The 23,877-nt window shown below is 66.4% G+C and carries 18 protein-coding genes, 1 tRNA gene and 1 pseudogene; 10 read left to right on the top strand and 10 right to left on the bottom strand.

Annotation, left to right across the window (positions count from 1 at the left end; all coding sequences use genetic code 11):
• Positions 1 to 5: 5 nt before the first annotated feature.
• A complete protein-coding gene (locus JVX90_RS05825) occupies positions 6 to 2,069 on the bottom strand; it encodes an NADPH-dependent 2,4-dienoyl-CoA reductase (RefSeq protein WP_205331468.1) in 2,064 nt (687 codons plus the stop codon).
• Positions 2,070 to 2,101: 32 nt separating this feature from the next.
• Positions 2,102 to 2,668: a PadR family transcriptional regulator gene (locus JVX90_RS05830; RefSeq protein WP_205331469.1), complete on the bottom strand. Its 567-nt coding sequence runs from the start codon at positions 2,666 to 2,668 to the stop codon at positions 2,102 to 2,104.
• Between the two features lie 40 nt (positions 2,669 to 2,708).
• On the opposite strand from JVX90_RS05830, the pseudogene JVX90_RS05835 reads away from it, so the two are divergent.
• Positions 2,709 to 3,416 (top strand): annotated as a pseudogene (locus JVX90_RS05835) (SMP-30/gluconolactonase/LRE family protein); the annotation flags it as partial.
• Between the two features lie 9 nt (positions 3,417 to 3,425).
• Here JVX90_RS05835 and JVX90_RS05840 read toward each other — a convergent pair.
• Together JVX90_RS05840 and JVX90_RS20685 are read right to left on the bottom strand one after the other, a co-directional pair.
• The gene (locus JVX90_RS05840) at positions 3,426 to 5,357 is read right to left on the bottom strand and encodes an ABC transporter ATP-binding protein (RefSeq protein WP_240194073.1); all 1,932 of its coding nucleotides are present in this window, start codon (positions 5,355 to 5,357) and stop codon (positions 3,426 to 3,428) included.
• Between the two features lie 92 nt (positions 5,358 to 5,449).
• Positions 5,450 to 5,581, bottom strand: coding sequence for a hypothetical protein (locus tag JVX90_RS20685; protein WP_275889945.1), 132 nt, complete (start codon positions 5,579 to 5,581; stop codon positions 5,450 to 5,452).
• Between the two features lie 270 nt (positions 5,582 to 5,851).
• Here JVX90_RS20685 and JVX90_RS05845 point away from each other — a divergent pair, with 270 nt between their 5' ends.
• Together JVX90_RS05845 and JVX90_RS05850 are read left to right on the top strand one after the other, a co-directional pair.
• Positions 5,852 to 7,240 carry an MFS transporter gene (locus JVX90_RS05845; protein ID WP_205331471.1) on the top strand — a complete coding sequence of 463 codons (1,389 nt, stop codon included), beginning with the start codon at positions 5,852 to 5,854 and terminating at the stop codon, positions 7,238 to 7,240.
• Positions 7,237 to 8,373 (top strand): uroporphyrinogen-III synthase, encoded by a 1,137-nt coding sequence (locus JVX90_RS05850; RefSeq protein WP_205331472.1) that lies wholly within the window; start codon positions 7,237 to 7,239, stop codon positions 8,371 to 8,373. Before JVX90_RS05845 ends, JVX90_RS05850 begins: the two co-directional genes overlap by 4 nt.
• On the opposite strand, the gene JVX90_RS05855 is transcribed toward JVX90_RS05850, so the two are convergent.
• The 4 genes from JVX90_RS05855 to JVX90_RS05870 form a co-directional block, all read right to left on the bottom strand.
• Positions 8,342 to 9,091 carry a CbiX/SirB N-terminal domain-containing protein gene (locus JVX90_RS05855; RefSeq protein WP_205331473.1) on the bottom strand — a complete coding sequence of 250 codons (750 nt, stop codon included), beginning with the start codon at positions 9,089 to 9,091 and terminating at the stop codon, positions 8,342 to 8,344. The two genes, JVX90_RS05850 and JVX90_RS05855, sit on opposite strands and share 32 nt — an antisense overlap.
• On the bottom strand, positions 9,088 to 9,489 hold the full coding sequence (nirD, locus tag JVX90_RS05860) for a nitrite reductase small subunit NirD (protein ID WP_205331474.1): 402 nt from the start codon (positions 9,487 to 9,489) through the stop codon (positions 9,088 to 9,090). Before nirD ends, JVX90_RS05855 begins: the two co-directional genes overlap by 4 nt.
• On the bottom strand, positions 9,486 to 12,014 hold the full coding sequence (nirB, locus tag JVX90_RS05865) for a nitrite reductase large subunit NirB (protein WP_205331475.1): 2,529 nt from the start codon (positions 12,012 to 12,014) through the stop codon (positions 9,486 to 9,488). Before nirB ends, nirD begins: the two co-directional genes overlap by 4 nt.
• 106 nt (positions 12,015 to 12,120) lie before the next feature.
• On the bottom strand, positions 12,121 to 16,140 hold the full coding sequence (locus tag JVX90_RS05870) for a bifunctional nitrate reductase/sulfite reductase flavoprotein subunit alpha (RefSeq protein ID WP_205331476.1): 4,020 nt from the start codon (positions 16,138 to 16,140) through the stop codon (positions 12,121 to 12,123).
• Positions 16,141 to 16,220: 80 nt separating this feature from the next.
• Between JVX90_RS05870 and JVX90_RS05875 the strand changes: the two genes are divergently transcribed.
• The 5 genes from JVX90_RS05875 to JVX90_RS05895 all read left to right on the top strand — a co-directional run bounded on the left by JVX90_RS05875 (position 16,221) and on the right by JVX90_RS05895 (position 20,401).
• Positions 16,221 to 17,351: an acetyl-CoA C-acyltransferase gene (locus tag JVX90_RS05875; protein ID WP_205331477.1), complete on the top strand. Its 1,131-nt coding sequence runs from the start codon at positions 16,221 to 16,223 to the stop codon at positions 17,349 to 17,351.
• Positions 17,348 to 18,148 carry a crotonase/enoyl-CoA hydratase family protein gene (locus JVX90_RS05880; protein ID WP_205331478.1) on the top strand — a complete coding sequence of 267 codons (801 nt, stop codon included), beginning with the start codon at positions 17,348 to 17,350 and terminating at the stop codon, positions 18,146 to 18,148. Before JVX90_RS05875 ends, JVX90_RS05880 begins: the two co-directional genes overlap by 4 nt.
• Positions 18,145 to 19,284 (top strand): FAD-dependent oxidoreductase, encoded by a 1,140-nt coding sequence (locus tag JVX90_RS05885; protein WP_205332293.1) that lies wholly within the window; start codon positions 18,145 to 18,147, stop codon positions 19,282 to 19,284. The genes JVX90_RS05880 and JVX90_RS05885 overlap by 4 nt, the downstream gene beginning before the upstream one ends.
• 97 nt (positions 19,285 to 19,381) lie before the next feature.
• Positions 19,382 to 20,032 carry an HAD-IA family hydrolase gene (locus JVX90_RS05890; RefSeq protein WP_205331479.1) on the top strand — a complete coding sequence of 217 codons (651 nt, stop codon included), beginning with the start codon at positions 19,382 to 19,384 and terminating at the stop codon, positions 20,030 to 20,032.
• A gap of 63 nt (positions 20,033 to 20,095) precedes the next feature.
• Positions 20,096 to 20,401, top strand: coding sequence for a GlsB/YeaQ/YmgE family stress response membrane protein (locus JVX90_RS05895; protein ID WP_205331480.1), 306 nt, complete (start codon positions 20,096 to 20,098; stop codon positions 20,399 to 20,401).
• A 21-nt stretch (positions 20,402 to 20,422) separates the two neighbouring features.
• On the opposite strand, the gene JVX90_RS05900 is transcribed toward JVX90_RS05895, so the two are convergent.
• Complete coding sequence (locus JVX90_RS05900; RefSeq protein WP_205331481.1) at positions 20,423 to 21,067, bottom strand: pentapeptide repeat-containing protein; 645 nt, start codon at positions 21,065 to 21,067, stop codon at positions 20,423 to 20,425.
• A 186-nt stretch (positions 21,068 to 21,253) separates the two neighbouring features.
• Here JVX90_RS05900 and JVX90_RS05905 point away from each other — a divergent pair, with 186 nt between their 5' ends.
• Complete coding sequence (locus JVX90_RS05905) at positions 21,254 to 21,439, top strand: hypothetical protein (RefSeq protein WP_205331482.1); 186 nt, start codon at positions 21,254 to 21,256, stop codon at positions 21,437 to 21,439.
• Between the two features lie 249 nt (positions 21,440 to 21,688).
• Here JVX90_RS05905 and JVX90_RS05910 read toward each other — a convergent pair.
• A tRNA-Arg gene (locus JVX90_RS05910) sits at positions 21,689 to 21,762 on the bottom strand.
• A 59-nt stretch (positions 21,763 to 21,821) separates the two neighbouring features.
• Here JVX90_RS05910 and JVX90_RS05915 point away from each other — a divergent pair.
• Positions 21,822 to 23,873, top strand: coding sequence for a cytochrome c oxidase assembly protein (locus tag JVX90_RS05915; protein WP_205331483.1), 2,052 nt, complete (start codon positions 21,822 to 21,824; stop codon positions 23,871 to 23,873).
• The last annotated feature ends 4 nt before the right edge of the window (positions 23,874 to 23,877 follow it).

A 23,877-nucleotide genomic window follows, 5' to 3' on the forward strand; every position in this document is an offset into this window, starting at 1 on the left:
TCAGATCACGGCATGCCCGCGGCGACTTCCGTTCCCTGACGGATTGCTCGCTTGGCGTCGAGCTCGGACGCGAGATCGGCTCCACCGATGACGTGGGTGATCACGCCCGCCTCGGTCAGCGGATCGACGAGGTCGCGGACCGATTCCTGGCCCGCGCAGACGACGACGTTGTCGACCTCGAGGACACGCTGACCCGTCACGTTGCCCTCCTTGTCCCGCACCGTGATGTGGAGTCCCGCGTCGTCGATCTTGTCGTAGCTCGCGCCCGAGATCTGCTCCACGCCCTTCATCTTGACCGTTGCGCGGTGCACCCAGCCGGACGTCTTGCCCAGCGTCTTGCCCTGGCCGCCGGGCTTGCGCTGCACCAGGTACACCTGGCGAGTCGCGGGGAGCGGGCGCGGCTTGGTGACGAAGCCGGGAGTGTCCAGGTCTTCGGTGACGCCCCACTCCTGCTCCCATTCCTTCAGATTGAGGGTGGGGGACTCATCGACAGTCAGGAACTCGGTCACGTCGAAACCGATGCCGCCCGCGCCGATCACCGCGACGCGCTTGCCGATCTCGCGGTGACCGAGGACCGCGTCGGCGTAAGACACGACCATCGGGTGATCGATGCCGTCGATGTCCGGGATGCGAGGAACCACGCCGGTCGCGACGACCACTTGGTCGAAACCTCCGTCGATGATGTCCTGAGCGGTCACACGTGTACCGAGGTGCACGGTGACGTTGTTGATCTCGAGCTGGCGGGTGAAGTAGCGGATCGTCTCGCTGAACTCCTCTTTGCCCGGGATGCGGGCCGCGATGGAGAACTGGCCGCCGATGGTGTCGCCGCCCTCGAAGAGGTCAACGCGATGGCCGCGCTGTGCCGCCGAGACCGCCGCGGACAGGCCGGCGGGGCCTGCGCCGACGACGGCGACCCTCTTGGCCGTTCGTGTGGCGCCGAGCGTCAGGACGGTCTCGCGTCCGGCGCGCGGATTCAGCAGGCACGAGACCTTCTTGCCGACGAACGCATGGTCCAGGCACGCCTGATTGCAGCCGATGCACGTGTTGATCTCGTCGGAGCGGCCCTGCTCGGCCTTGTTCGCGAACTCCGGGTCGGCGAGCAGCGGACGCGCCATCGAGACGGCGTCGACCTTGCCGCCTCCGAGGATCTCCTCGGCGAACTCGGGGGTGTTGATGCGGTTGGACGCGATAAGCGGGATCGACACCACGTCGCGAAGACGCTCGGTGAACTTGACGAACGCGCCCCGAGGAACCGACGTGACGATGGTCGGGACCTGCGCCTCATGCCAGCCGATGTCGGTGTTGATCGCGTCGACGCCGAGCTCCTCGGCTTTGCGCGCGAGCTGCGCGATCTCGTCGAACGTCTGACCGTTCTTCACGAAGTCGGCGACGCTCTGACGCAGGATGATCGGGTAGTCGCGCGGCACCTGCTTGCGGATCTCCTTGATGATCTCCAGCAGGAAGCGCTGACGATTCTCCGTCGAACCGCCCCACTTGTCCGTGCGGTCATTGGTGTGGGGGCACAGGAACTGGTTGATCAGGTAGCCCTCGCCGCCCATGATCTCGATCGCGTCGTATCCCGCACGGCGGGCGAGCTTGGCTCCCTGGCCGAACGAACGGATCACGTGCCAGATGACCTGCTCGGTCATCTGGAAGTGCTTGAACGGGTGGATCGGTGACGGCTCACTGCCCGCGGCCACCTTGAACGGCGTGTAGCCGTACCGCCCGGCGTGGATCAGCTGGAGCGCGATCTTGCCGTTCTCGGCATGCACGGCCTTGGTGAACTCGCGGTGACGCAGGACGTCGGCCTGGTTGGTCATCTTGCCCGCGAACGGCAGCAGCAGACCGGTCCGCGACGGAGAGAATCCACCCGTGATGATCAGGCCGACACCGCCGCGGGCGCGCTCGGCGTAGTACGCCGCGAGCTTCGGCGTGTCCCACAGGCGGTCTTCGAGGCCGGTGTGCATGGAACCCATGACGATACGGTTCCGCAGCGTGGTGCCACCGATCTGCAGGGGCTCGAACAGGAGCGGATAGTGGGTGTTTGGCTCGGCCGTCTGGGCTGACATGGCGCGACCTTTCTTTTCGGGCTGGGCTGACTTCAGGCTGTGGCTGTGGCTGTGGTTCGGCGGAGTTCCCGATGCAGGCCTTCGAGTGCTTCATCGCACCAGTCAAGGGTGCTTCGGCACATGCGGATTCCGCCGCGGAGCACGAGGTACTGATTGAGACGACGCCCGTGCAGTGCATCGGGGTCGGGGTAGTAGTCGCGTTCGAAGCCGGAGTACACCTCGAGCATGGCGGCTGCCTCGTCACGATGAGCGGCGAGCTGGGCGATCGACTCATTGAGATCGCCCATGTCGGCGGCGCGCAGTTTCACGCCGAGATCACTGCGGAGCGGAGCGAACGGGGTCGGGGTGACGACCCATTCGGCGAGCATGGCGCGACCGGCGTCGGAGATCGTGTAGACCTTCTTGTCCGGGCGGCCGTCCTGCTCGATCTCCTCGAAACTCACCAGTCCGTCGGTGTGCAGTTTCTTGAGAGTGCGATAGATCTGCTGATGTGTGGCCGACCAGAAGTACCCGATCGACCGCACGAACTGCTGCCCGATCTCGTAGCCGGTCCCCGGTCGTTCGGTCAGTGAGACGAGGATGGCGTGCTCCAATGCCATGCGACGACGCTAGCAGTGCAACTGCGCGGTATGCAACAGAATGTTATGCAACAATGTTCATAATGGAGAGCGGTTGACCACAATCCCTGCTAAGAAAGGTGCCGTGAGCACTTTCCGACGCATCGACCTCCCCGGATCCGCGCCCGAAGACGTCGCAGTGCTGCCGGACGGCCGCATCGGCACGGGACTCTCCGACGGGAGACTGCTCGCCGTCGACCCGGAGTCCGGAACTGTGGAGGTGATCGCCGACACCGCGGGACGTCTACTCGGGCTCGACGTCCGGCCTGACGGTTCGATCGTCCTCTGTGACCACGACCGCGGGCTGCTCCTCATCGATGCAGGCAAACAGCGTGCGGAGGTCCTCGTGGACACCGTTGACGGCCGCCCGCTGCACTTCGCGAGCAACGCTGTCACCGCGTCGGACGGTTCGGTGTACTTCTCATCGTCCAGTCAACGCTTCACGATCGATCGATGGCGGGCGGACCTCATCGAACACTCGGGCACCGGACGGCTGATGCGTCGTGATCCCGACGGAACAGTCGACGTCTTGCGCGGCGGCCTGCAGTTCGCCAACGGTGTTGTGCTGTCGCCTGACGAGACGTTTGTGCTGGTGGCCGAAACCGGTGCGGCTCGGATCTCTCGTCTGTGGCTCACCGGCGCGCGCGCAGGGGACTGGGATGTGTTCGCCGACGATCTGCCCGGCTATCCGGACAACATGTCGGTCGGCAGTGACGGACGAGTGTGGGTGGCCCTGGCATCACCGCGCAACAGCGTCCTCGAAGCGCTCTTCAAGCTGCCGCTGAGGGCCAGGAAGGTACTCGCGCGAGCCCCCGAACGTGTGGGGCCTGCGCCTGACGAGACCCTGTGGGCCCTCGGCCTCACCTTCGACGGCGCGGTGGCGCGCGAGGTCAGGCTCGACGACGTCGATTTCTCGTTCGCCACAAGTGTCGTCGAACGCGACGGCGTGCTCTACTTCGGCACGATCGCGCACGACGCGCTGGCTGTGGTCGCCCTCGACTGACCAGCACGTCTCCGGTTCGAGGACTCGACCGTCTCGGAGCGTCGCCACTCGGTCTGCGAGACGCAGAACCCGGGAGTCGTGCGTGATGAGCAGCGTGGTGCGGTTCTCGGTCAGCGCCCGGAGCGGGTCGATCAGGTCGGCGACCGATTCGTCGTCCAACGCAGATGTCGGTTCGTCCAGCACAAGGATTCGGGTGTCGCGCAGCAGTGCTCGAGCGATGCACAGACGTTGACGCTGTCCGCCGGACAGCTCGAGTCCACCGTCTGCCAGCACCGTGTCGTAGCCGCCGGGCAGGGCGCGGATGAAGTCGTCGGCGCCCACCGCGACGGCTGCGCTGATCACGTCGTCCCGCGACGCGTCGGGTCGCCCGTAGGCGATGTTCTCTGCGATGCTTCCGGGTTTTATCATCGGTGCCTGCGGCAGCACGGTGACGTGGTCGCGCACGGACCCCGCGGTCGTCGAAGCGAGGTCGATGTCGTCGATGTGCACCGATCCGCCGTCGGGTTCCTCAAGGCGCCCGATGAGCGCAGCCATCGTCGACTTGCCCGCGCCGCTGGGGCCGACAAGCGCAGTCACCCGACCGGCGGGAAGGGTGAGTTCGGCGTTCCTCAACACCGTTCTGGCGCCGCGCCGCATGACGATTCGTCGGAACTCAACCCGACCTTCGTGAATGGTGAGTGTCCGTGCTCCGGGGAGATCCGGTGAGTGGGGTTCCTCGTCGAGCAGCTCTGCGATCCGGGCCGCGCTGACCCCGGTCGACGCCAGCGACAAGCGGACCTCGGCCAACTCCTGGAACTTGGGATACAGCATCGCGACATAGCCGGTCAGGGCCATCAACTGGCCGACGCTCATCGCACCGTGACGAACCTGCCACACGCCGACGATCGCGACGCCCAAGGACACGAGCACCTGGGCGAATCCGAGCATTGCGCCGAAGCCCGCCTCCACCCGAGTCAGCGCCACCCGTGCCGCCATCCAGTCCCGTCCGCGACGATGCAGTGCGGTCTGCTCGGTGTGCTCCTGGTTGTACGCAACGGTCACCTCGTGACCGGTCAGCGCCGAGTGCAGAGTGTCGGTGAGGGCGGAGTCGGCGTCACGTTCGCGCCACGTCTCCTGGGTCTGTCGGCGCCCGTACCAGGCCGACAGCAGCGCGATCGGCGGCACCGCGCACACCGCGACGACGGTGACGACAGTGTTCATCCAGAACGCGGCGATGAGGAGTGCGACCATGTTGACGACCGCGATCACACCCGTGAGCAAGCCCGACGCGACGAGGTGCTCAACGGCTTCGAGATCGCTCGAGTGTCGGACCACCAGATCACCGATCCCTCGCCTCCGGTGAGCGGCCGGTGAGAGCCGTTGGACGTGAGCGAACACGGTGTCCCGCAACGTCAGGACGATCTTCTCCGACTCCTTCGCGGCGATCACCTGGCCGAAGTAGTCGCCTAGAGATGACGCTGCCGTGATGGCGATCCAGATGCACGCGAGGGGGATCAGCGCGGTTGTCGTATCGGAGTCGAGTGCGCTGTCGACGACGTCGGAGAGCACAAACACGCCGACAGCGTCGCAACCCGCCGCGACGATGAACAGCAGGGCCGCCGTCGTGAGCAGGCGGCGGTGACCGCGAAGCAGCGGGACGAAGCGGGCAAGGGCACGGCGGGCGGTCATTCGGTGGGCTCTCTCTATCGGACTGGGTGCAGAAGCGCCGCGTGCGCCGGACCCGAGGGGGTCCGGCGCACGCAGGGTTCAGACGGTGGTTGTCAGCGCCAGATCCAGGTCCAGCGGTGATTGCGGCGGTCCCACTGACGCGTCCGACGGCGGCGCGTCGGCTGCTGCTGGTTCTGGCGGTGCGGCTGCTGGGCGCCGGGGCGGGGTGCGGTGGTGTTCGACATGTGGTGTTCTCCTTGATCGCAGATCGATTCTTGTTCTCTTCGGGCGCCTCTGGTGTGCGCCACGTGATTCAAGGTAGGAATCGTTCCTGGCAGCATTCGGGTGCACGGCCTGCCAGTTTCCTGGCCGCGATCTCACACATGCGGCGCTTCGGCTGCGAGGTGTTCATTACGTACCGGTGATCGGCACCGCCGTCGAATGCAACATGGCGTCCCTAGTTTCAAAGGCGACAGTCGACGACCAAGCCGTCGGCTCGGAACGAGGAGGCAGACGTGAGACGCAGTCGCACGATTGAGAACTGGGATGCGGAGGACGTCGTCGCATGGGAGTCCGGCGGGAAGGACATCGCGCGCCGAAACCTCATCTGGTCGGTGGTCGCAGAACATGTCGGCTTCTCCGTGTGGTCCCTGTGGTCGGTGATGGTGCTGTTCATGCCCTCCGACGTCTACGGGATCTCGGCCGGTGACAAGTTTCTGATCGGCGCAGTCGCCACCTTCACCGGTGCGGTGCTGCGGTTCCCGTACACGATGGCCACCACCCGTTTCGGCGGCCGCAACTGGACGATCTTCTCTGCGGTGGTGCTCCTGGTCCCGGTCACGGCGACGATCGTCCTGCTCGCGAACCCCGGCCAACCGCTCTGGATGTACCTCGTGTGTGCTGCGTTGACCGGTCTCGGCGGCGGAAACTTCGCATCGTCGATGACCAACATCAACGCCTTCTATCCCCAGCGACTCAAAGGCTGGGCGCTCGGTCTCAATGCAGGCGGGGGCAATCTGGGTGTGCCCGCCGTCCAGCTGCTCGGACTTCTCGTCCTGGCGCTGGTCGGCGACACCGAGCCCTACTGGGTGTGTGCCTTCTACCTCGTCGCGCTGGTGGTCGCAGGTATCGGCGCTGCGCTCTTCATGGACAATCTGGTCGGTCCCGGCGTCGACATGACGGCGATGAGAGCCGCGGTCGCCAACAAGAACACCTGGGTGATCGCACTGTTGTACATCGGGACGTTCGGCTCGTTCATCGGCTTCTCGTTCGCGTTCGCGCAGCTGCTGGTCATCAACTTCAAAGCAGACGGTCAGTCTGCAAGTGACGCCGCGCTGCATGCCGCCTCGATCGCGTTCATCGGGCCGTTGCTCGGTTCGATCAGCCGCGTGTACGGCGGGAAGCTCGCCGACCGCATCGGCGGAAGCGTGGTCACGCTCGGGGTGTTCGTCGGCATGATCGGGGCCGCGGCACTTCTGATCGTCGGGAACGGTTCACTCACCGTCTCCGTGATCGCCTTCATCGCCCTCTTCGTGTTGTCTGGCATGGGCAACGGATCGGTGTACAAGATCATCCCGTCGGTGTTCGATGCGGCATCACGGTCTTTGCCTCTCGACGAGGCTGGGCGCTCGGACTATTCGCGGTCCATGTCGGGTGCGGTCATCGGAATCGCCGGCGCCGTCGGCGGCCTGGGAGGCGTCGGCATCAACCTGGTGCTTCGGCAGTCGTACCAGTCCGGTGACGCCGGATCCGGAGTGTGGGCGTTCACCGTCTTCGCGGTGTTCTATCTGATCGCCGCCCTGGTCACCTGGCGTGCCTATGTCGCCACGCCCGCCGCGGTCAGCGGCGGCGACGCGCAGGCACCCGCGTCGGAACCGGCAACATCTGGAACGATTGCTTCATGAGTCCCAGTACCGACCGGAGAACCCCGCCCACGTTGGCGGGGTTCTCCGTTGCCATCACTGCGGCTCGGCGCGCGGAAGAGTTCGAGGCCCTCCTGACGCGCCGCGGCGCTCGAGTCGTTTCGGCAGCAGCCATTTCGATGGTTCCGCTCGCCGACGACCGAGGTCTGTCGGAAGCCACAGCGAACCTCATCGAGAACCCGCCGGACGTCCTGATCGCCACGACCGGCATCGGCTTCCGGGGGTGGATCGAGGCCGCAGACGAGTGGGGCGTGGCCGATGAGCTCCTTGCAGCGCTCTCCGGCGCCCGTGTCATCTCCCGCGGACCGAAGGCCACCGGTGCCCTGCGCGCGGCCGGCCTGCGGGAGGAATGGTCGCCGGAGTCAGAATCGTCCGCCGAGGTGCTCGCACACTTGACCGGTGACGACCTCGGCGGAAAACGAGTGGCCGTCCAACTCCACGGGGCGATCGATGCGTGGGATCCCAATCCCGGATTCCTCTCAGGACTCGTCGGGCGGGGTGCGAGCGTCGTCGGAGTGCCCGTCTACCGATGGGAGGGACCGAGCGACGTCGCCGCATTCGATGCTCTTGTCGACGACGTCGCCCGAGCACGCGTGGACGCTGTCGCCTTCACATCGGCGCCCGCCGCGGCGTCGATGCTGCTGAGAGCAGACGAGCTCGGCGCTCGTGATGCCTTGCTCGCAGCCTTATCGGGTCCGGTCGTCGCGTACAGCGTCGGGCCTGTGACGTCGGCGCCACTGGCTGCGGCTGGTATACCGTCGGTGGAGCCCGACCGGATGCGGCTCGGTGCACTCGCTCGTCTCATCACCGAGGATCTCCCCGCGGGATGCCCGGATATCGCGGTGGCTGGGCACCGCCTCGGTGTCCATGCCGCTGCCGCAGTGGTCGACGGTGAGGTGCGTGACGTTTCCGCAAGCGGGCTGACCGTGTTGAAAGCTCTCGCCGCACAACCCGGTGACGTCGTCTCACGTCAGGATCTGCTGGCCTTGCTGCCGGCGGCCGGGGACGACCTGCACGCCGTGGAAGTTGCCATCGGCCGTCTCCGCGACGCCATCGGCGTCCGCGAGATCATCGGGACCGTCGTCAAACGCGGCTATCGCCTCGCCGTCGACTGACCGGATCGAGAACTGGTGAATTGTCGCAGTGGTACGACGACAATTCACCGAAAGAGGCGAGGGTGCAGGCCCGGTCGACGATCAACGGGTGCAACCCGAGCGGAGCGGCGACCACCTCGGCGCCGGAGCGCTCGAGTCGTGTCTGGAACAGTCCGGGCGCCAACAGATGCGATGCGACCGCAACGCGCCGATGGTCGCGACGAAGTCCCGACACGGCGTCGACGACGCCGGGGAACTGCGGCGCGTTCGGAGCCGGAGCGGCGAATGCGATCGTCACCGGTACACCGACCAGCGGCGCCAGGCGCTCGGCGACTCCTTCGATGTCGGCGATCGCCAACGGGTCCGACGATCCGGCGGCCGCCAGGACCACGGCGTCGCCTGGACGGCGACCGGCCTCGTCGAGCCGCCCGACGAGTGCGGCGAGCACTTCGTCGGACGGGCCGAGCGAATCGGTGACCGTGGTGGGCGGCAGCCCGGCCTGTGCCAGATGCGCTGGTATGTCCCGGCGAACGTGGTATCCGCGCCCGAGGAACGCCGGGACCACGGTGGCGTCCGTCGAGAGCACGCGGAGCGCTTCGCTGGGACTGGGACCGAGGACGTCGACGAACGAGACCGCCACCCGGGTGGCGAGCCTGGCCCGCATGGCCGCCGCCAGATCGCCGATGAGGGCTACACCGTGCGGATTGCGGGTGCCGTGCGCGACGAGCAGGACGGTCATCGAATCGGCGCCGGTCGCTGTCCGAATCGGACCTGCGGAGAGTTCGCGACGAACACCGTGCCGTCGATCCCGATGCGGGTGGCGAACACGGGAACCCGGACACCGTCGACGTCGAGGCACCGGCCGTCGATGAGGCTGAACGCCTGCTTCTTCAGCGGCGACGCGACGACCGGGAAACCGTTCCGATCTCCGACGATGCCGCGGGACAGCACCGCTGCCCGCCCGATGGGGTCGATGTTCCCGACCGCACGTAGAGAATCGTCGGCCAGCCGGAACAACGCGACCTGCATCTGGTCGGGGAGCAGGACGGCGACACCGCGCAACGGTTGGAGCCGATCGAACGCGCAGGCGGGAGTCCAGTCGCGGGTCCAGCGGTGCAGATCGAAAGTGAGGCTCATCGGGAACTCCTGACGGTGGGCTGCCCGAGGAGAACCGGAACCTTGCGGCCGTGGCTCTCGCCGAACGAGATGGTGGGATCGGGAACACCGGGCGCGTTGACGAACGATGTGAAGCGGGCGAGCTTGTCAGGGTCGTCGAGGACGCCCTTCCACTCGCACTGGTAACCGGACACGTGGCGAGCCATGTCGGCCTCGAAGTCGGCCGCGAGGCCGAGACTGTCGTCGACGACGACGGCTTTGACGTGGTCGAGGCCGCCGTCGACCGTCTCCATCCAGGCCGCGGTGCGCTGCAGTCGGTCCGCTGTGCGGATGTAGTACATGAGGTATCGATCGATGTAGCGGACCAGGGTCGCGGTGTCGAGGTCGCCTGCCAGGAGCTGTGCATGTCGCGGTGTCATGCCGCCGTTGCCGCCGACATACAGATTCCAACCGCTCTCGGTGGCGATGACACCGATGTCCTTGCCCCGGGCCTCCGCGCATTCACGTGCACACCCGGAGACGCCCATCTTGATCTTGTGCGGCGACCGGAGTCCTCGGTACCGGAGCTCGAGATCGATGGCGAGCTGCACCGAATCCTGCTGTCCGTACCGGCACCAGTCCGATCCTGCGCAGCTCTTCACTGTGCGCAACGACTTGCCGTAGGCCTGCCCCGACTCCATGCCGCCGTCGACGAGACGCTTCCAGATCTGGGGAAGCTGATCGACGGTGGCGCCGAACATGTCGATGCGCTGACCTCCGGTGATCTTCGTGTACAGCCCGAAATCGCGCGCGATCTCGCCGATCAGGATGAGCTGTTCGGCGCTGATGTCGCCACCCGGAACTCGGGGCACCACCGAGTACGTGCCGTTGCGCTGGATGTTGGCGAGGAAGTGGTCGTTCGAGTCCTGCAGGGACGCCTGTTCGCCGTCGAGGATGTGATCGCTGCTCGTGGACGCGAGGATCGACGCGACTGTCGGTTTGCAGATGTCGCAGCCGGTCCCGGTTCCGAAGCGCTCGACGAGTCCGGTGAACGTGCGGATCCCACTCGCGCGGACGAGCTCGAAGAGCTCCGCGCGGGAAGCGCTGAAGTGCTCGCACAATGCGGTCGACTGTTCCACGCCGGAGTCGGCCAGAATCTGCGACAGCAGGGGAACACACGAGCCGCACGACGTGCCGGCACCTGTGCACGTCTTGAGTTCCGCGACGTCGCAGGCGCCGTTCTCGATCGCCGCGCACAGGGTTCCCTTCGAGACGTCGTTGCAGGAGCAGATCTGGGCGTCGTCGCCGAGCGCGCCGACACCCAGTGCGGGAGCGTCGCCGGAGGCCGGGCTGATGAGTGCCACGGGGTCGCCCGGCAGACTCGACCCGACGAGCGGGCGGAGCAGACCGTACGACCCGGCGTCGCCGACCAACACGCCGCCGAGGAGGGTCGACGCGTCGTCGGAGAGGACGAGTTTGGCGTATGTCCCGTTGATCGGATCGCTCACCACGACGTTCAATGCGCCCGGCGTCTCGCCGTGCGCGTCGCCGAAACTGGCGACGTCCACGCCGAGGAGCTTCAACTTCGTCGACGTGTCTGCTCCGGGGAACTCGGCGATGCCGTCGAGGAGGCGGTCGGCGACGACCTCGGCCGTCGCATAGCCGGGGCCGACGAGCCCGTAACAACGGCCCTCGACTGCCGCGACCTCGCCGATCGCGTAGATCGCCGGGTCACTCGTCACGCCGGACAGATCGGTGAGCACACCGCCGCGTTCGGCCATCGCCAGTCCGGCGTCTCGTCCGAGCTCGTCGCGCGGGCGGACGCCGGCTGCGAAGACGACCAGGGCCGCGTCGACGACGGTGTCGTCCGCCAGCGTCACCGCGACGCCTCCTGATCGGCCGCGGGTGATCGCCTTCGTCCCGGATGACAGGGAGATGTCGATGCCGAGCTCGCCGATCATCCGTGCGAGGTGCTCGCCGCCTGCCGGGTCGATCTGTTGTGGCATCAGCCGGGGATTCACCTCGACCACGTGCGGCCGAAGGCCCATCTGGCGGAGTGCGTTCGCGGCCTCCAGACCGAGGAGACCACCGCCGACGACGAGTCCGACCGGGGGCGTCCCGGGATTCGCCGCGAGGGCGGCGTCGGCGTCGACGCGGATGGCGTCCAGATCGTCGAGAGTGCGGTAGACGTGACAACCGACGGTGTCGTGGCCCGGCACCGGCGGTACGAACGCGTACGACCCGGTCGCCAAGACCAGAGCGTCGTACGAGACAGTGTGGCCGTCGTCGAGGCGGACGACGCGGGCCTCGCGGTCGATGCCGGTGACACGTCGACCGAGCACCACCCGAACATTGTCGTCTCCGGCGTAGTCGTTGCCAGGCAGCGCCAGTGTGCTCCGATCCCAGCCTCCGACATACGACGACAGGCCGACCCGGTCGTAGGCGGCGTCGGTCTCCTCACCGATCACGACCACCTGCCACTGGGCGTCGGTGTCGCGCGTGCGGAGTGCTTCGACAAAACGGTGGCCGACCATTCCGTGCCCGATGACTGCGACTGTTCTGTTCATGCTCACGACGCTATGGATCGGGTGTTGCAGCTGATCGGGTCCGGCGTTGCCCGATTGTCACCGCTTCCGCACAGTGTTACGGATCCGTGTGTGAGGAGGACGGGGGTCAGTACACGTCGCGGACGTAGCGGTTGTCGGCGGCGAGAGCAGTGACGTATTGATCGGCGCTATGGGGTGCGAGACGACCCTGTTGGGCGACGATCTCCCGCAGCGCGACGTCCACATCGCGTGCCATGCGAGACGCGTCGCCGCACACGTACACGTGCGCGCCCCGTCGGATCCACGACCACAGCTCGGCGGCGTTCTCTCGCATCAGATCCTGGACGTACACCTTCTCGGCCTGGTCCCGGGAGAAGGCGACGTCGAGTCGGTCGAGGACACCGGCTTCGCTGAGCTCGCCGAGTTCGTCGCGATACAGGAAGTCGGACGCGCGGCGCTGTTCACCGAAGAACAACCAGTTGTCACCGGAGGCCCCCGACGCGGCCCGATCGTGCAGGAACCCACGGAACGGTGCCACCCCGGTGCCGGGCCCGATCATGATCGCCGGCGCGTCGGAGTCGGCGGGTGGTCCGAACTTCGAGTTGGGCTGAACGAACACCCGGACGGGCGTGTCGGTGTCGGAGTCGGCGAGGAACGTCGAGCACACCCCGCCGCGCGGCGATCCGGAATCGGCTGACGTGAACCTGACAGTCGACACGGTGATCTCCACCCGGTCGGGTCGATTCCGGGGACTCGATGAGATCGAGTACAGGCGGGGCTGGAGGGGACGGAGCACTGCCAGCCACTCGTCGACATCGGCGGCTACCGGATACGACGTCAACAGGTCGACTGACTGCCGTCCCCACGACCAGTCGGTGAACGCCGGTCGGTCGTCTACGAGAGTTCTCAGAAACGGGTCGTCGTTTCGGTCACTCACAAAGACCAAGAGGTCGCGCGTGAGGCGCGCGATCTCAAGATGATCGGTCAGGGCAGTCCTCAGCGACGTCTCACCCGAGCCCACGTTGACGAGGAACTCGCCGTCCAGTCCCGTCGCCGCCAGCCACTCATCGACCAGCGTCGACGCGTTCGACGGCAACACCCCGAGGGCGTCGCCCGCCGCGTACGTCAGAGTGCCTGTGGGCAGGTCGAACGCCAGACGGCGCACCTCCTTCGCCGAACCCTCCCCGGTCAGGAGGTCGTTGGCAACCAGCGACGTCGTCAGCGGATTCCTGCGGGAGTACGCCTCTACTTCGCTCGACGAGCAGGGAGGAACTTCGCTCGACGAACTGGCGGGAGACACGGCCCTTGACGACTCGGGAGAGGTGAACTTCGGGAGGAGTGCAGCGATCCACGTGTCGGCGGTGGCCTCGTCGCCCGGCTCACAAGAAACGCGGTCGGTGATGCGTGTGGCTCCGAGGTGTGCGAGACGTCCGTCGAGCTTGCGGGCGAAACCGCAGAAATCGGCGTACGACGAGTCGCCGAATCCGAGGACGGCGTAGTCGAGGTCGTCGACGTCGGACTCGGTGGCGGCCGACAGCCGGGTCCACAGCGCCGCTCCGTTGTCCGGCGGGTCGCCGTCGCCGGTCGTCGACACGACGAACAGCACCGTTCCGTGAAGTTCGTCGAGATCGACTGCATTGGCGCAGCGCACCGTGACGGCGATCCCCGCTGAGTCCAACGTCGATTCGAGTCCAGTCGTGTACTCCTCCGCGGTCCCGGTCTGCGAAGCCCAGACGACGGTCACCGACGGCGGCGTCGGAACCCTGTGGACCGGTGTCGCGACGGGAGTGCGCGAATAGAAGCCTGCGAGCACACCGTCCGCCCATGCCCGTACATCGTCGGACAACGGCGACTGATCGGGAATCGTCGGGATCTCGTCGACGGGCGGATTCGCGGTGAGGCCGTGCACGAGGCCGGAGAGATACGCCTGCTCGGTGGGCCGAGGCTCCGGACGGCGCCCTAGGGTTCCGAACACCGCGGCGAGAGGATGGGCGTCGCGCGGTTCAGCGGTCACAGGTGGCGTCTCCAACGGTTGGTCGATGCGGGTCAACACGACGGCGCACGCCTTGAACTCGGGTTGCAGGGAGTCGGGGTCGACGGCGTCGCTGGTCACGGCGTTGACGGCGAGGTCGGGGCCGACGGCGTCGTTGAAGTGCATCGGCACGAAGCAGCAGCCGGGGGAGATGTCGGCCGAGGTCTGTGCCGGGACACGAACGGCGCCGCGACGAGAACGGACCTCGACGAGGTCGCCGTCTGTGATGCCGAAACCGGACGCCGTGTCCGGATGCAGTTGGACGAAGCTCGCCGGATTCAGCCGGTTGAGTTTGGGGACCCGGCCGGTCTTGCTCATCGTGTGCCACTGGTGTGCGAGCCGCCCGGTGGTCAGGAGAAGGGGGAAGTCGTCGTCGGGGAGTTCGGCGGGAGGCAGGTACGGGCGGGCGAGGAACTGCGCGCGTCCGTTGGTCGTCGCGAACCGAAGCCCCTCGCCGTCGAGGTACCGGATCGGGTTTCGGTCGGGCCCCTCCGGGGCCGCGGGCCACTGGACTGGACCGCGGCGGAGCCGGGCGTAGTCGACTCCTCGGACGTCCCACCCGGTGCGTGGATTGTGAAAGGACTTCAGTTCGTCGAAGACGGCTCCCGCGTCGGGGAAGTCGAAGTGGTGCCCGAAACCCATGGCGGTTGCGACGTCGCAGATCAGACGCCAGTCGGGGCGCGCGTCGCCAGGCGGAGGGACCGCAGGGGCGCACAAGGAGAGGCTGCGTTCAGAGTTCACCATGACGCCCTCCGCCTCGGTCCACAGCGCTGCCGGGAGGATCACGTCGGCGTACTCGGCGGTCTCGGTGCCGGTGAACACCTCTTGGACGATCACGAGGTCCGCGCGTTCGAGGGCGTCGATCACAGTCTGTCGGTTGGCGACAGACGCGACCGGATTGGTGCAGATGATCCATGCGGCGCGAATCTCGCCGGCGGCCATGCGTTCGAACATGTCGATGGTTCCGCCGCCTGGATCCGACCGCAGGGTTCCCGGTTCGAGACCCCAGACGGACTCGACTTCGGCGCGGTCCCGCTCGAGCAGTGCAGTCCGCTGACCGGGGAGTCCCGGGCCCATGTAGCCCATCTCGCGGCCGCCCATCGCATTCGGCTGTCCGGTCAGCGAGAACGGCCCCGAACCGGTACGGCAGATCGCGCCGGTCGCCAGATGAAGGTTGCAGATCGCGTTAGTGTGCCAGGTGCCGTGCGTGGACTGGTTGAGACCCATCGTCCACAGGCTCATCCACTCGTCGGCGTCGACGATCATCTGCGCCACCTCGCGGAGGTCGTCCACGTTGAGCCCGGTGACCTCGGCGACCCGTTCCTGCGGGTACTCGTCCAATAGTGGGCCCATCGTGTCCCAGCCGTCGGTGTGGGCGTTGATGAAATCCTGATCCACACCACCGGCGTCGACGACGAGACGAAGCAGCCCATTGAGCAGGGCTAGGTCTGTTCCGGGCCGCACCGGCAGGTGTATGTCGGCCTTGGCTGCGGTTGCGGTGCGTCGAGGGTCGACGACGACGAGCTTCGCGCCCGCCTTCACCCGGTCCATCATGCGCAGATACAGGATGGGGTGGCAGTCGGCCATGTTTGCGCCGATCACGAAGAACAAGTCGGCGTGGTCGAGGTCGTCGTAGCTGCCCGGCGGCCCGTCGGCGCCGAGAGACTGCTTGTATCCGGTGCCTGCGGACGCCATGCACAGTCGAGAATTCGACTCGATCTGGTTGGTTCCGAGGAAACCCTTGGTCAACTTGTTCGAGAGGTACTGGGCCTCCAGTGACATCTGGCCGGAGACGTAGACGGCGATCGAGTCGGGTCCGTGCTCGTCGCGGATCGACGACAGTCTGCGCGCCGCGTCGGCGACGGCGGCGTCGGTGGAGACTTCGACTCGTTCGGACAGCCGATCCGCACGCATGAACGACGAGGTCAGGCGTCCGGGAGCGGAAAGCAGATCGACTGTGGTCGAGCCTTTGGTGCAGAGTCGTCCACGATTGGCCGGATGCCCCGGTGTGCCCTTCGAAGCGGTCACCGCACCGTCGACCACGGTGAGCGTCAGGCCGCAGCCGACGCCGCAGTAACCGCACACGGTGTCGACGGTGCGAGTGGCATCGTTCATGAATCGATCGTCGTCACCGTGTGTTTCCGGATGTGCCCCTTCGTGTTACGCCTCGATCAACCGTGAGTGATGATGGTCATATGCGCGATGCAGTGATCGTCGATGCGGTTCGCACACCCATCGGCAAGAGAAACGGTTCCCTGTCCACGATTCACCCCGGTGACCTGACCGGACACGTCCTCGGGGCGCTCGCCGATCGAGTCGGGTTCGATCCGGCCGCTGTCGACGATGTCGTCTGGGGCTGTGTCAGCCAGGTGGGTGATCAGGCGGGAAGTATCGGACGAGTCGGTGTTCTCGCCGCCGGATGGCCGGAGTCGGTACCGGCGACCGTTGTCGACCGGCGATGCGGATCCGGTCAGCAGGCGGTGGTGTTCGCGGCAGCCGGTGTGATCGCCGGTCATTATGACGTCGCGATCGCTGGCGGCGTCGAGTCGATGTCCCGGGTTCCGATGGGCTCGGCCCGCGGTGACGGTGCACCGTACCCGGCCTCGGTGCTCGACCGTTACGGTGTGGACGGGTTCAACCAGGGCCTGGGCGCGGAGATGATGGCGAGGCGGTGGAACCTGTCACGCCAGGCGCTCGACGAGTACTCGGCCCGCTCCCACGAACGGACCGCGGCGGCCATCGACGCGGGAGCGTTCGACGCCCAGCTCGCGCCGATCGGCGGCCTGACGCACGACGAGGGGCTGCGTCGCGGCACGACGGCGGAGAAGCTGGGCGGCCTGAAGACGCCGTTCGACCCCGAGGGTGTGATCACCGCGGGAAACGCTTCGCAGATCTCCGACGGGGCAGGCGCGCTGCTCGTCACGTCGTCGGAGACCGCAGCAGAACAGGGCTGGAAGCCGTTGGCCCGCATCCACACCACGGTCCTTGCCGGGGACGACCCGGTGATCATGCTCAGCGCGCCGATCGCCGCGACCGAGAAGGCCCTGAAGCGTTCAGGCCTGTCGATCGGTGACATCGGCGCGTTCGAAGTGAACGAGGCGTTCGCGCCGGTCCCGCTCGCGTGGCAGAAGGAGACCGGCGCATCCGACGCCGTCCTCAACCCGGTCGGCGGCGCCATCTCGGTGGGGCATCCACTCGGCGGGTCCGGGGCGATCCTCATGACCCGCCTCGTGCACCACATGCGCGACAACGGGATCCGTTACGGCCTGCAGACGATGTGCGAAGCCGGTGGCATGGCCAACGCGACGATTCTGGAGCTGCTGTGAGCGACGACCTGCTGATCGAGCGTGACGGCGACGTCGTCACCTGGACTCTCAACCTTCCAGACTTGCGCAATGCGATCTCCGACGTGGCGATCATCGACGCGATCGTCGACGCGGTCGCCGCGACCAACAGTGATCAGTCGATCCGTGCGGTGATTCTGACCGGCGCGGGCTCGGCGTTCTCGGCGGGCGGCAATGTGAAGGCAATGGCTGCCGGTAAGGGACTCTTCGGCGGTGCAGGCCACACCCAGCGGATCGGCTACCGCGAAGGCATCCAGCGGATCCCGCGCGCCATGTACTCATTGGAGGTGCCCGTGATCGCCGCGGTGAACGGTCCAGCCGTGGGTGCCGGATGCGACCTGGCGATGATGTGCGACCTCCGCGTCGCGTCGTCGACGGCGTTCTTCGCGGAGAGTTTCGTCAAGCTCGGCATCATCCCCGGCGACGGCGGCGCATGGTTCCTGCCCCGGATAATCGGTCCGGCGCGAGCCGCGGAGATGGCTCTGACCGGTGATCGGGTGGACGCCGCTACCGCCCTCGACTGGGGAATGGTGTCGCAGGTGGTCGCCTCCGACGAACTGCTGCCGACTGCGAGGGCTCTCGCAGCGCGGGTGGCGGTGAACCCGCCCGTCGCGGTTCGCATGACGAAGAAATTGTTGCGCGAATCGTCTCAACAGACCCTCGATCAGCTTCTTGAACTGTCTGCCGCGATGCAGGGGCTGGCTCACCAGACCGACGACCACCGCGAGGCGGTCACCGCGATGCTCGAGAAGCGGACCGGCATCTACACCGGGCGCTGACCGTGCGTGTGATCGTCGTCGGTGCGGGGATAGCGGGGCTCACCGCTGCGGTCGCCCTTCATCGCGACGGTCACGACGTGACGGTTCTCGAACGAGTGCCCGACCCTCGCGTCGAGTCTTCTGATCCTCGAGCGGAGTCGAGAGGCGGCATCTCCATCTGGCCGAACGCCTTGGCGGCGCTCGACCGGATCGACGTGGGCGAGGCGGTTCGCGCGGCCGGCGGAGCGGTGGCTGCAGGCGCCGTTCGTTGGCGTGATGGAAGTTGGATCCGACGCCCGGCAGCGGATCGCCTGATCGACGCTCTCGGAGAGCCCCTGATCGTCATCGAACGGTCGGTGCTCCGCGCCGTCCTCGCGGAACGGCTGCCTGTCGGGACTGTGCGATACGGCGTCGACGTCACGTCGTCGTCCGAGCTCGATGCCGACCTGGTGATCGGTGCGGATGGGATCGCGTCGCGGGTGGCAGTCGAGTTGAACGGTCCGCTGCCGCGCACGTACTGCGGCTACACCGCGTGGCGTGGCGTCGCCGACGCGAGCTTCGATCCCGTTCTGGCGGGGGAGGTGCTGGGGCCCCGATCGCAGTTCGGGTTGGTGCCGCTCGGTGAGGATCGCACGTACTGGTTCGCAACCCAGCAGTTGCGGGAGAAGTCGTTCTTCGACGACGAGCTCGCGCATGTGAAAGACCTGGTCACCGGGTGGGCGGCTCCGCTGCCGGAACTGGTCTCGGCGACCGCGCCTCGGAATCTTCTGCGTAACGACCTTCACGACCGCCCGATCGCGAGGCGGTGGTCAGATGGGCGATCAGTGCTGATCGGCGACGCCGCGCATCCGATGCGCCCGCACCTCGGACAGGGTGGCTGTCAGGCGATCGAGGACGCGGTGATCCTGGCGGCCTGCATCGCTGCGGGTCCCCACGTCGCCTCTGCCTGCCGGACTTTCGAGAGCGTTCGGCGTGGGCGAGTCACCGCCATCGTGCGTGAGTCGAAGCTCATCGGTCGAATCGTGAACGGTAGGCCCGCGGTGCTGACCGGCGCGGTGATTCGGGCGAGCGTCCTCGGTCCGGATCTGTTGGTCCGCACGCATCTCGCGCAGATCGCCGGGAAGTCGGCCTTCGAGCGGAACCTCGACCGCATCTGACTCTCGTCGTGCTGTCCGTTCGACGGGCTGCGGTTCTCTGCTCGTCTAGCGGTGGTTCTCCGTTCGTCGAGCGAACTCGGGACGTACCGTGGCGAGCATGACTGTCACACTCTCCGCCCGTGCCCTCCTGCTCGACATGGACGGGACGCTTGTCGACTCGACGCCCGTGGTGAACCGGATCTGGAGCGAATGGGCCGTTGACCACGGGGTGGACGCCGACACCGTTCTGCACCGGGCGCACGGACGCCAGGGCCATGATGTGATGGCGGAGTTCCTGCCGGACCGACCGCAGGAGGAGAACGTGCGTGAGAACGACCTCATGCTCGCGCGGGAGGTCGCCGAGACGGAGGGGATCGTCGAGATCCCCGGCGCCGCAGTGTTTCTCGCGTCGCTGAACGGTGTGCCACACGCGCTTGTCACCTCGGCGAACGAACCGTTGGCCGCGGGTCGAATGGCCGCAGCAGGGCTCGCGGTGCCGTCGATCGCGGTCATGGCCGACGATGTCGCGGCGAGCAAGCCCGATCCCGAGGGTTTCCTCAAGGCCGCTGGAATCCTCGGTGTCGACCCGGCGGACTGCATCGTGTTCGAAGACTCGCGTGCCGGTGTCACAGCTGCGCGGGCCGCCGGGATGCGTGTTATCGGGGTGGGTGACGCGGCGGAGTTCGCACCCGACTACGTTGTGCCGGATCTGGCGGCGGTAACGGTCACGCCAACGTCGGACGGCGTCGAGGTCACGGTGCGCCCGTAACGGTTCCGAACTCTCGTATCAGCCGATAGCGTTGGGACTCAACCACTATCGGAGGTCATTGACATGGACGTTCTTGCAGCATCAGAGATCCTGGCCCGTTCGACGACGCTGACCAATGTGGGTTGGATCGGCTACATCGTGATCGGTGCGATCGCCGGATTCATAGCCGGGAAGATCGTTCACGGCAGCGGTTCGGGCTTCTTCGCGAACATCGTGATCGGCATCATCGGCGCCCTGATCGGCGGCTTCCTGCTCAGTTTTTGGTTCGACACCGAATCCGGCGGTTGGTGGTTCACGCTCTTCACCGCGGTCCTCGGCTCGGTGATCCTTCTCTGGGTGATGGAGAAACTCCAGAAGTCGCGCCGCTGATCCCAGCACCGACCCGGGCGATCAGTCCAGAGTCACACCGAGGTGCGCGGCGAAGTGATTGACGAGGCCGACGGCCTGGTCGGTGTCCATCGTGGAACCGCGTAGGCCGTCGAGATGATGCACGTTGCCGATGGTCAAGCCGCGCAGGTCGACGTCGGACAGTTCAGCTCGATGCACGTCGAGCGTCTCGACGCGGCAGTCGGTGAACGACACGCGAGTCACCGTCGCGCCGCCGAAGTCGAGTTCGCCGATGATGCAGCCGCGGAACTCGACGTCGCGCACGTCGCAGCCACGCAGGTTGACCAGCTCGATCTTGCAGTTCTCGACGACCATCGAGCGGACCTTGCCGTCGAAGAGATCAAGCGCGCCGATCCGGCTGTCGGTGAGGTGAACGTTGCGGAGAAACGCTCGGGCGAGGGTGAATCGGGGAGCGGTGATCCGAGTCAGTCGTGAGTCTGCGAACCGGGCTCCGGTGAAGTCGGTGTCGTCCAGATTCGACGCCGTGATCTCGCATTCGACGAGGGATACGCCCACGGCGGATTCGGCTGCGAGGTCGACGTTGTCGAAGACAGCCAGCTCGACGTCGGAGTGCGGCGCGATGTCGGTCGCATCTCCCGTTTCGAGTTCTGGGAGGACCAGACGTTCCAAGCGAGGTGCACGCGGCACGGTCCGACCTTTCGTAGTTCTCGTACTGGTGATCGATCCTACCGACGGCGGCGGGCGTCCGATCGCGCTGAAGCCTGCGGGCTGAGTGTGGGGATCGGTGTGTTCGATCAGGTCCACCGGGCTGTCGTGCAAGAGTGATCAGCGGGGGCCTGCCATGTAGGCAGGTGAGAACTACATGGGGGAACAATGACAAGATCGGACGGCTTGACGGCATTCTCGTGGACGCTCATCGCGATCGCAGGCCTGGTGGCGGTCGTGACGGGGAGCGGAGAAGGCACCGGCGACCGGATTCTCGTTGTGCTGTTGGTGGCAGCAGTAGTGGCGGCGATTCAGTCCATCGGCCGAGAGCCAGAAGTCTCGGATTCAGAGTGACCGGTGCTCGCGCCGTCACCGGGGCACGGCGTGCCGACGCCGCGCACCCGACGTGGAGCCGCGCGTAAGGTTCCCCGATTCTGGGAGAAATCAGGCTCGCAGGAGCTTCCGCGGCTGCTTCGGGGAACTTTAGACGCCGTGCACTGTGGCAGGTCGCGCAAAAGTGGTACGACTCTGCACTGCGAGCCGCGTATAGCGGTTCGAAGGCCGTCAGTGGTACCACTCGCGAGACGCGACGAGCGTGTGGAGTGCCCCCAGCAGGACTCGAACCTGCGACCTAGGGATTAGAAGGCCCTTGCTCTATCCACCTGAGCTATGGAGGCGTCGACCGTCACACTAGGTGGCGGCGAGGGTTGAGTATATCGGGTCCTACGATGGACTCATGACAACGACGTCGCCTGCGAGCGGTACAGACAAGAGCGACGGCGCGACGATCGACCACGATCGGCTGAAGGATCCCTCTGGAATCCGGCGAATCCTGATCGCGGTGATGATGGTGCTCGGCTCGGTGGCGGGTGTCCTCGTGACTGCTGCTTCGGCGGCGACGGCTCTGAAGTTGACCGGCCTTCCCGACGCCGGGAACCTCACGACCTATGGCATCCCGGTCGTGACCGTGGTGGGCCAGATCAGTGCGGCGATCGGTTTCGGGTGCGCGATGTTCGCAGCGTTCTTCGTTCCGCCCCAGCGCTCAGGGATCTTGGACGCGGGCGGGTTCCGTGCGATCCGCTGGGCGTACACCGCGATGCTGACGTGGGCCGTCTGCGGTCTGCTGCTGGTTCCGCTGACGATCTCGAATCAGAGCGGTCACTCATTGGGGGAGACTCTCAAACCCGACAACCTCATGAACGCCTACGGCCAGGTGGCCGAGGCTCGGTACTGGCTGTGGACGGCGATCTTCGCGATCGCCGCCGCGATCGTCGCGCGTCTCGCGCTTGCCTGGGGCTGGACATTCGTCGTCCTGGCGTTGGCGTTCCTGTCTCTGATGCCGTCGGCATTGGCAGGGCACTCGTCGTCGGGCGGCTCCCACGACATCGCGACCAACAGCCTGATCATCCACATCGTTGCGGCGGCCGCATGGCTCGGCGGTCTGCTCGCGGTTCTCGCGTACGCGTTCGGCGATGGCCGGTGGCGGACACTGGCACTGCGCAGGTACTCGCGGGTGGCCTTCTGGTGCCTCTTCGCGGTCGGCATCAGCGGCGTCATCAACGCCCTGGTCCGCATGCCGATCGGTGAACTGTTCACCACCACGTACGGACTCATCGTCCTCGGCAAGCTCGCCGCGTTTGTGTTGGCGGGCGTCATCGGTGGACTGCACCGGGCCGTCACATTGCGGGAGTTGGAAGAGACCGACGAACCTCGGAAGTCGCTGTTCGTGCGGTTCGCCGCGGTGGAAGCGCTTGTCTTCGCAGTGGCCTTCGGGTTCGGCGCGGGACTGTCGCGGACGCCGCCTCCTGTCCTGTCGACCGCTGACGTGACACCGATGGAACTCAAGATCGGCTACAACGTCGACGGAGCTCCGACACTCGCTCGACTCGCGTTCGACTGGCGCTTCGACCTGATCTTCGGCACCGCGGCGATCATCGCGGCGGTCGTCTACCTGCGCGGTGTCTACCGCCTGCGCAAGCGCGGCGACGCCTGGCCGATCGGCAGGACCGTCGCGTGGATCGCCGGCTGTCTCGGGCTGCTGATCGCGACGTCGTCGGGGATGGGACGCTACTCACCAGCACTGTTCAGCAGTCACATGATGAGCCACATGATGCTCTCGATGCTGGTCCCGGTGCTGATGGTCCTGGGTGGGCCGGTGACGCTAGCGCTGCGTGCGATCCCGCCCGCGGGACGCGGCAATCCGGATGGTCCCCGCGAGTGGATCCTCAAGGGACTGCACAGCAAGTACTCCCGAATCATCACGCACCCACTCATCGCGGTCACGGTGTTCGTCGGCAGCTTCTATGTCCTCTACCTCGGTGGGCTGTTCGACGCCGTCGTCGAGAACCACTCCGCGCACCTGTTGATGAATCTTCACTTCCTGCTGAGCGGGTACCTGTTCTACTGGATCGTCATCGGCATCGACCCCGCGCCCCGACAGCTCAGCCACGTCGGGAAGCTCGGCATCGTGCTCGGGGCGCTTCCGTTCCACGCCTTCTTCGGCGTCGCATTGATGATGACCACCGGGATCATCGCCGAGCAGTACTACAAGGGGTTGCAACTGCCGTTCGCGTTGGATCTCGCCGCAGACCAGAAGGTTGGCGGCGGTATCGCGTGGGCGACCGGTGAGTTCCCGCTCGTATTGGTGATGTTGGCGCTGCTGATCCAGTGGAGGCGTCAGGACGACAAGGTGGCACGACGGTTCGATCGTCGTGAAGAGCGTGACGAAGACGCCGAACTGGAGGCGTACAACAAGATGCTGCGCGAGATGAAAGACGCGAAAGACTAGTCAG

The organism is Gordonia sp. PDNC005, assembly GCF_016919385.1.
Lineage (GTDB): Bacteria > Actinomycetota > Actinomycetes > Mycobacteriales > Mycobacteriaceae > Gordonia.

Bases quoted from the DNA above. Each gene is read 5' to 3' on its own strand.
- JVX90_RS05840 (WP_240194073.1), bottom strand. From the start codon at position 5,357: ATGACCGCCCGCCGTGCCCTTGCCCGCTTCGTCCCGCTGCTTCGCGGT.
- JVX90_RS05905 (WP_205331482.1), top strand. From the start codon at position 21,254: ATGACAAGATCGGACGGCTTGACGGCATTCTCGTGGACGCTCATCGCG.
- JVX90_RS05870 (WP_205331476.1), bottom strand. From the start codon at position 16,140: ATGAACGATGCCACTCGCACCGTCGACACCGTGTGCGGTTACTGCGGC.
- JVX90_RS05895 (WP_205331480.1), top strand. From the start codon at position 20,096: ATGGACGTTCTTGCAGCATCAGAGATCCTGGCCCGTTCGACGACGCTG.
- JVX90_RS05890 (WP_205331479.1), top strand. From the start codon at position 19,382: ATGACTGTCACACTCTCCGCCCGTGCCCTCCTGCTCGACATGGACGGG.
- JVX90_RS05850 (WP_205331472.1), top strand. From the start codon at position 7,237: ATGAGTCCCAGTACCGACCGGAGAACCCCGCCCACGTTGGCGGGGTTC.
- JVX90_RS05830 (WP_205331469.1), bottom strand. From the start codon at position 2,668: ATGGCATTGGAGCACGCCATCCTCGTCTCACTGACCGAACGACCGGGG.
- JVX90_RS20685 (WP_275889945.1), bottom strand. From the start codon at position 5,581: ATGTCGAACACCACCGCACCCCGCCCCGGCGCCCAGCAGCCGCACCGC.
- JVX90_RS05855 (WP_205331473.1), bottom strand. From the start codon at position 9,091: ATGACCGTCCTGCTCGTCGCGCACGGCACCCGCAATCCGCACGGTGTA.
- JVX90_RS05915 (WP_205331483.1), top strand. From the start codon at position 21,822: ATGACAACGACGTCGCCTGCGAGCGGTACAGACAAGAGCGACGGCGCG.
- nirB (WP_205331475.1), bottom strand. From the start codon at position 12,014: ATGAACAGAACAGTCGCAGTCATCGGGCACGGAATGGTCGGCCACCGT.
- JVX90_RS05875 (WP_205331477.1), top strand. From the start codon at position 16,221: ATGCGCGATGCAGTGATCGTCGATGCGGTTCGCACACCCATCGGCAAG.
- nirD (WP_205331474.1), bottom strand. From the start codon at position 9,489: ATGAGCCTCACTTTCGATCTGCACCGCTGGACCCGCGACTGGACTCCC.
- JVX90_RS05825 (WP_205331468.1), bottom strand. From the start codon at position 2,069: ATGTCAGCCCAGACGGCCGAGCCAAACACCCACTATCCGCTCCTGTTC.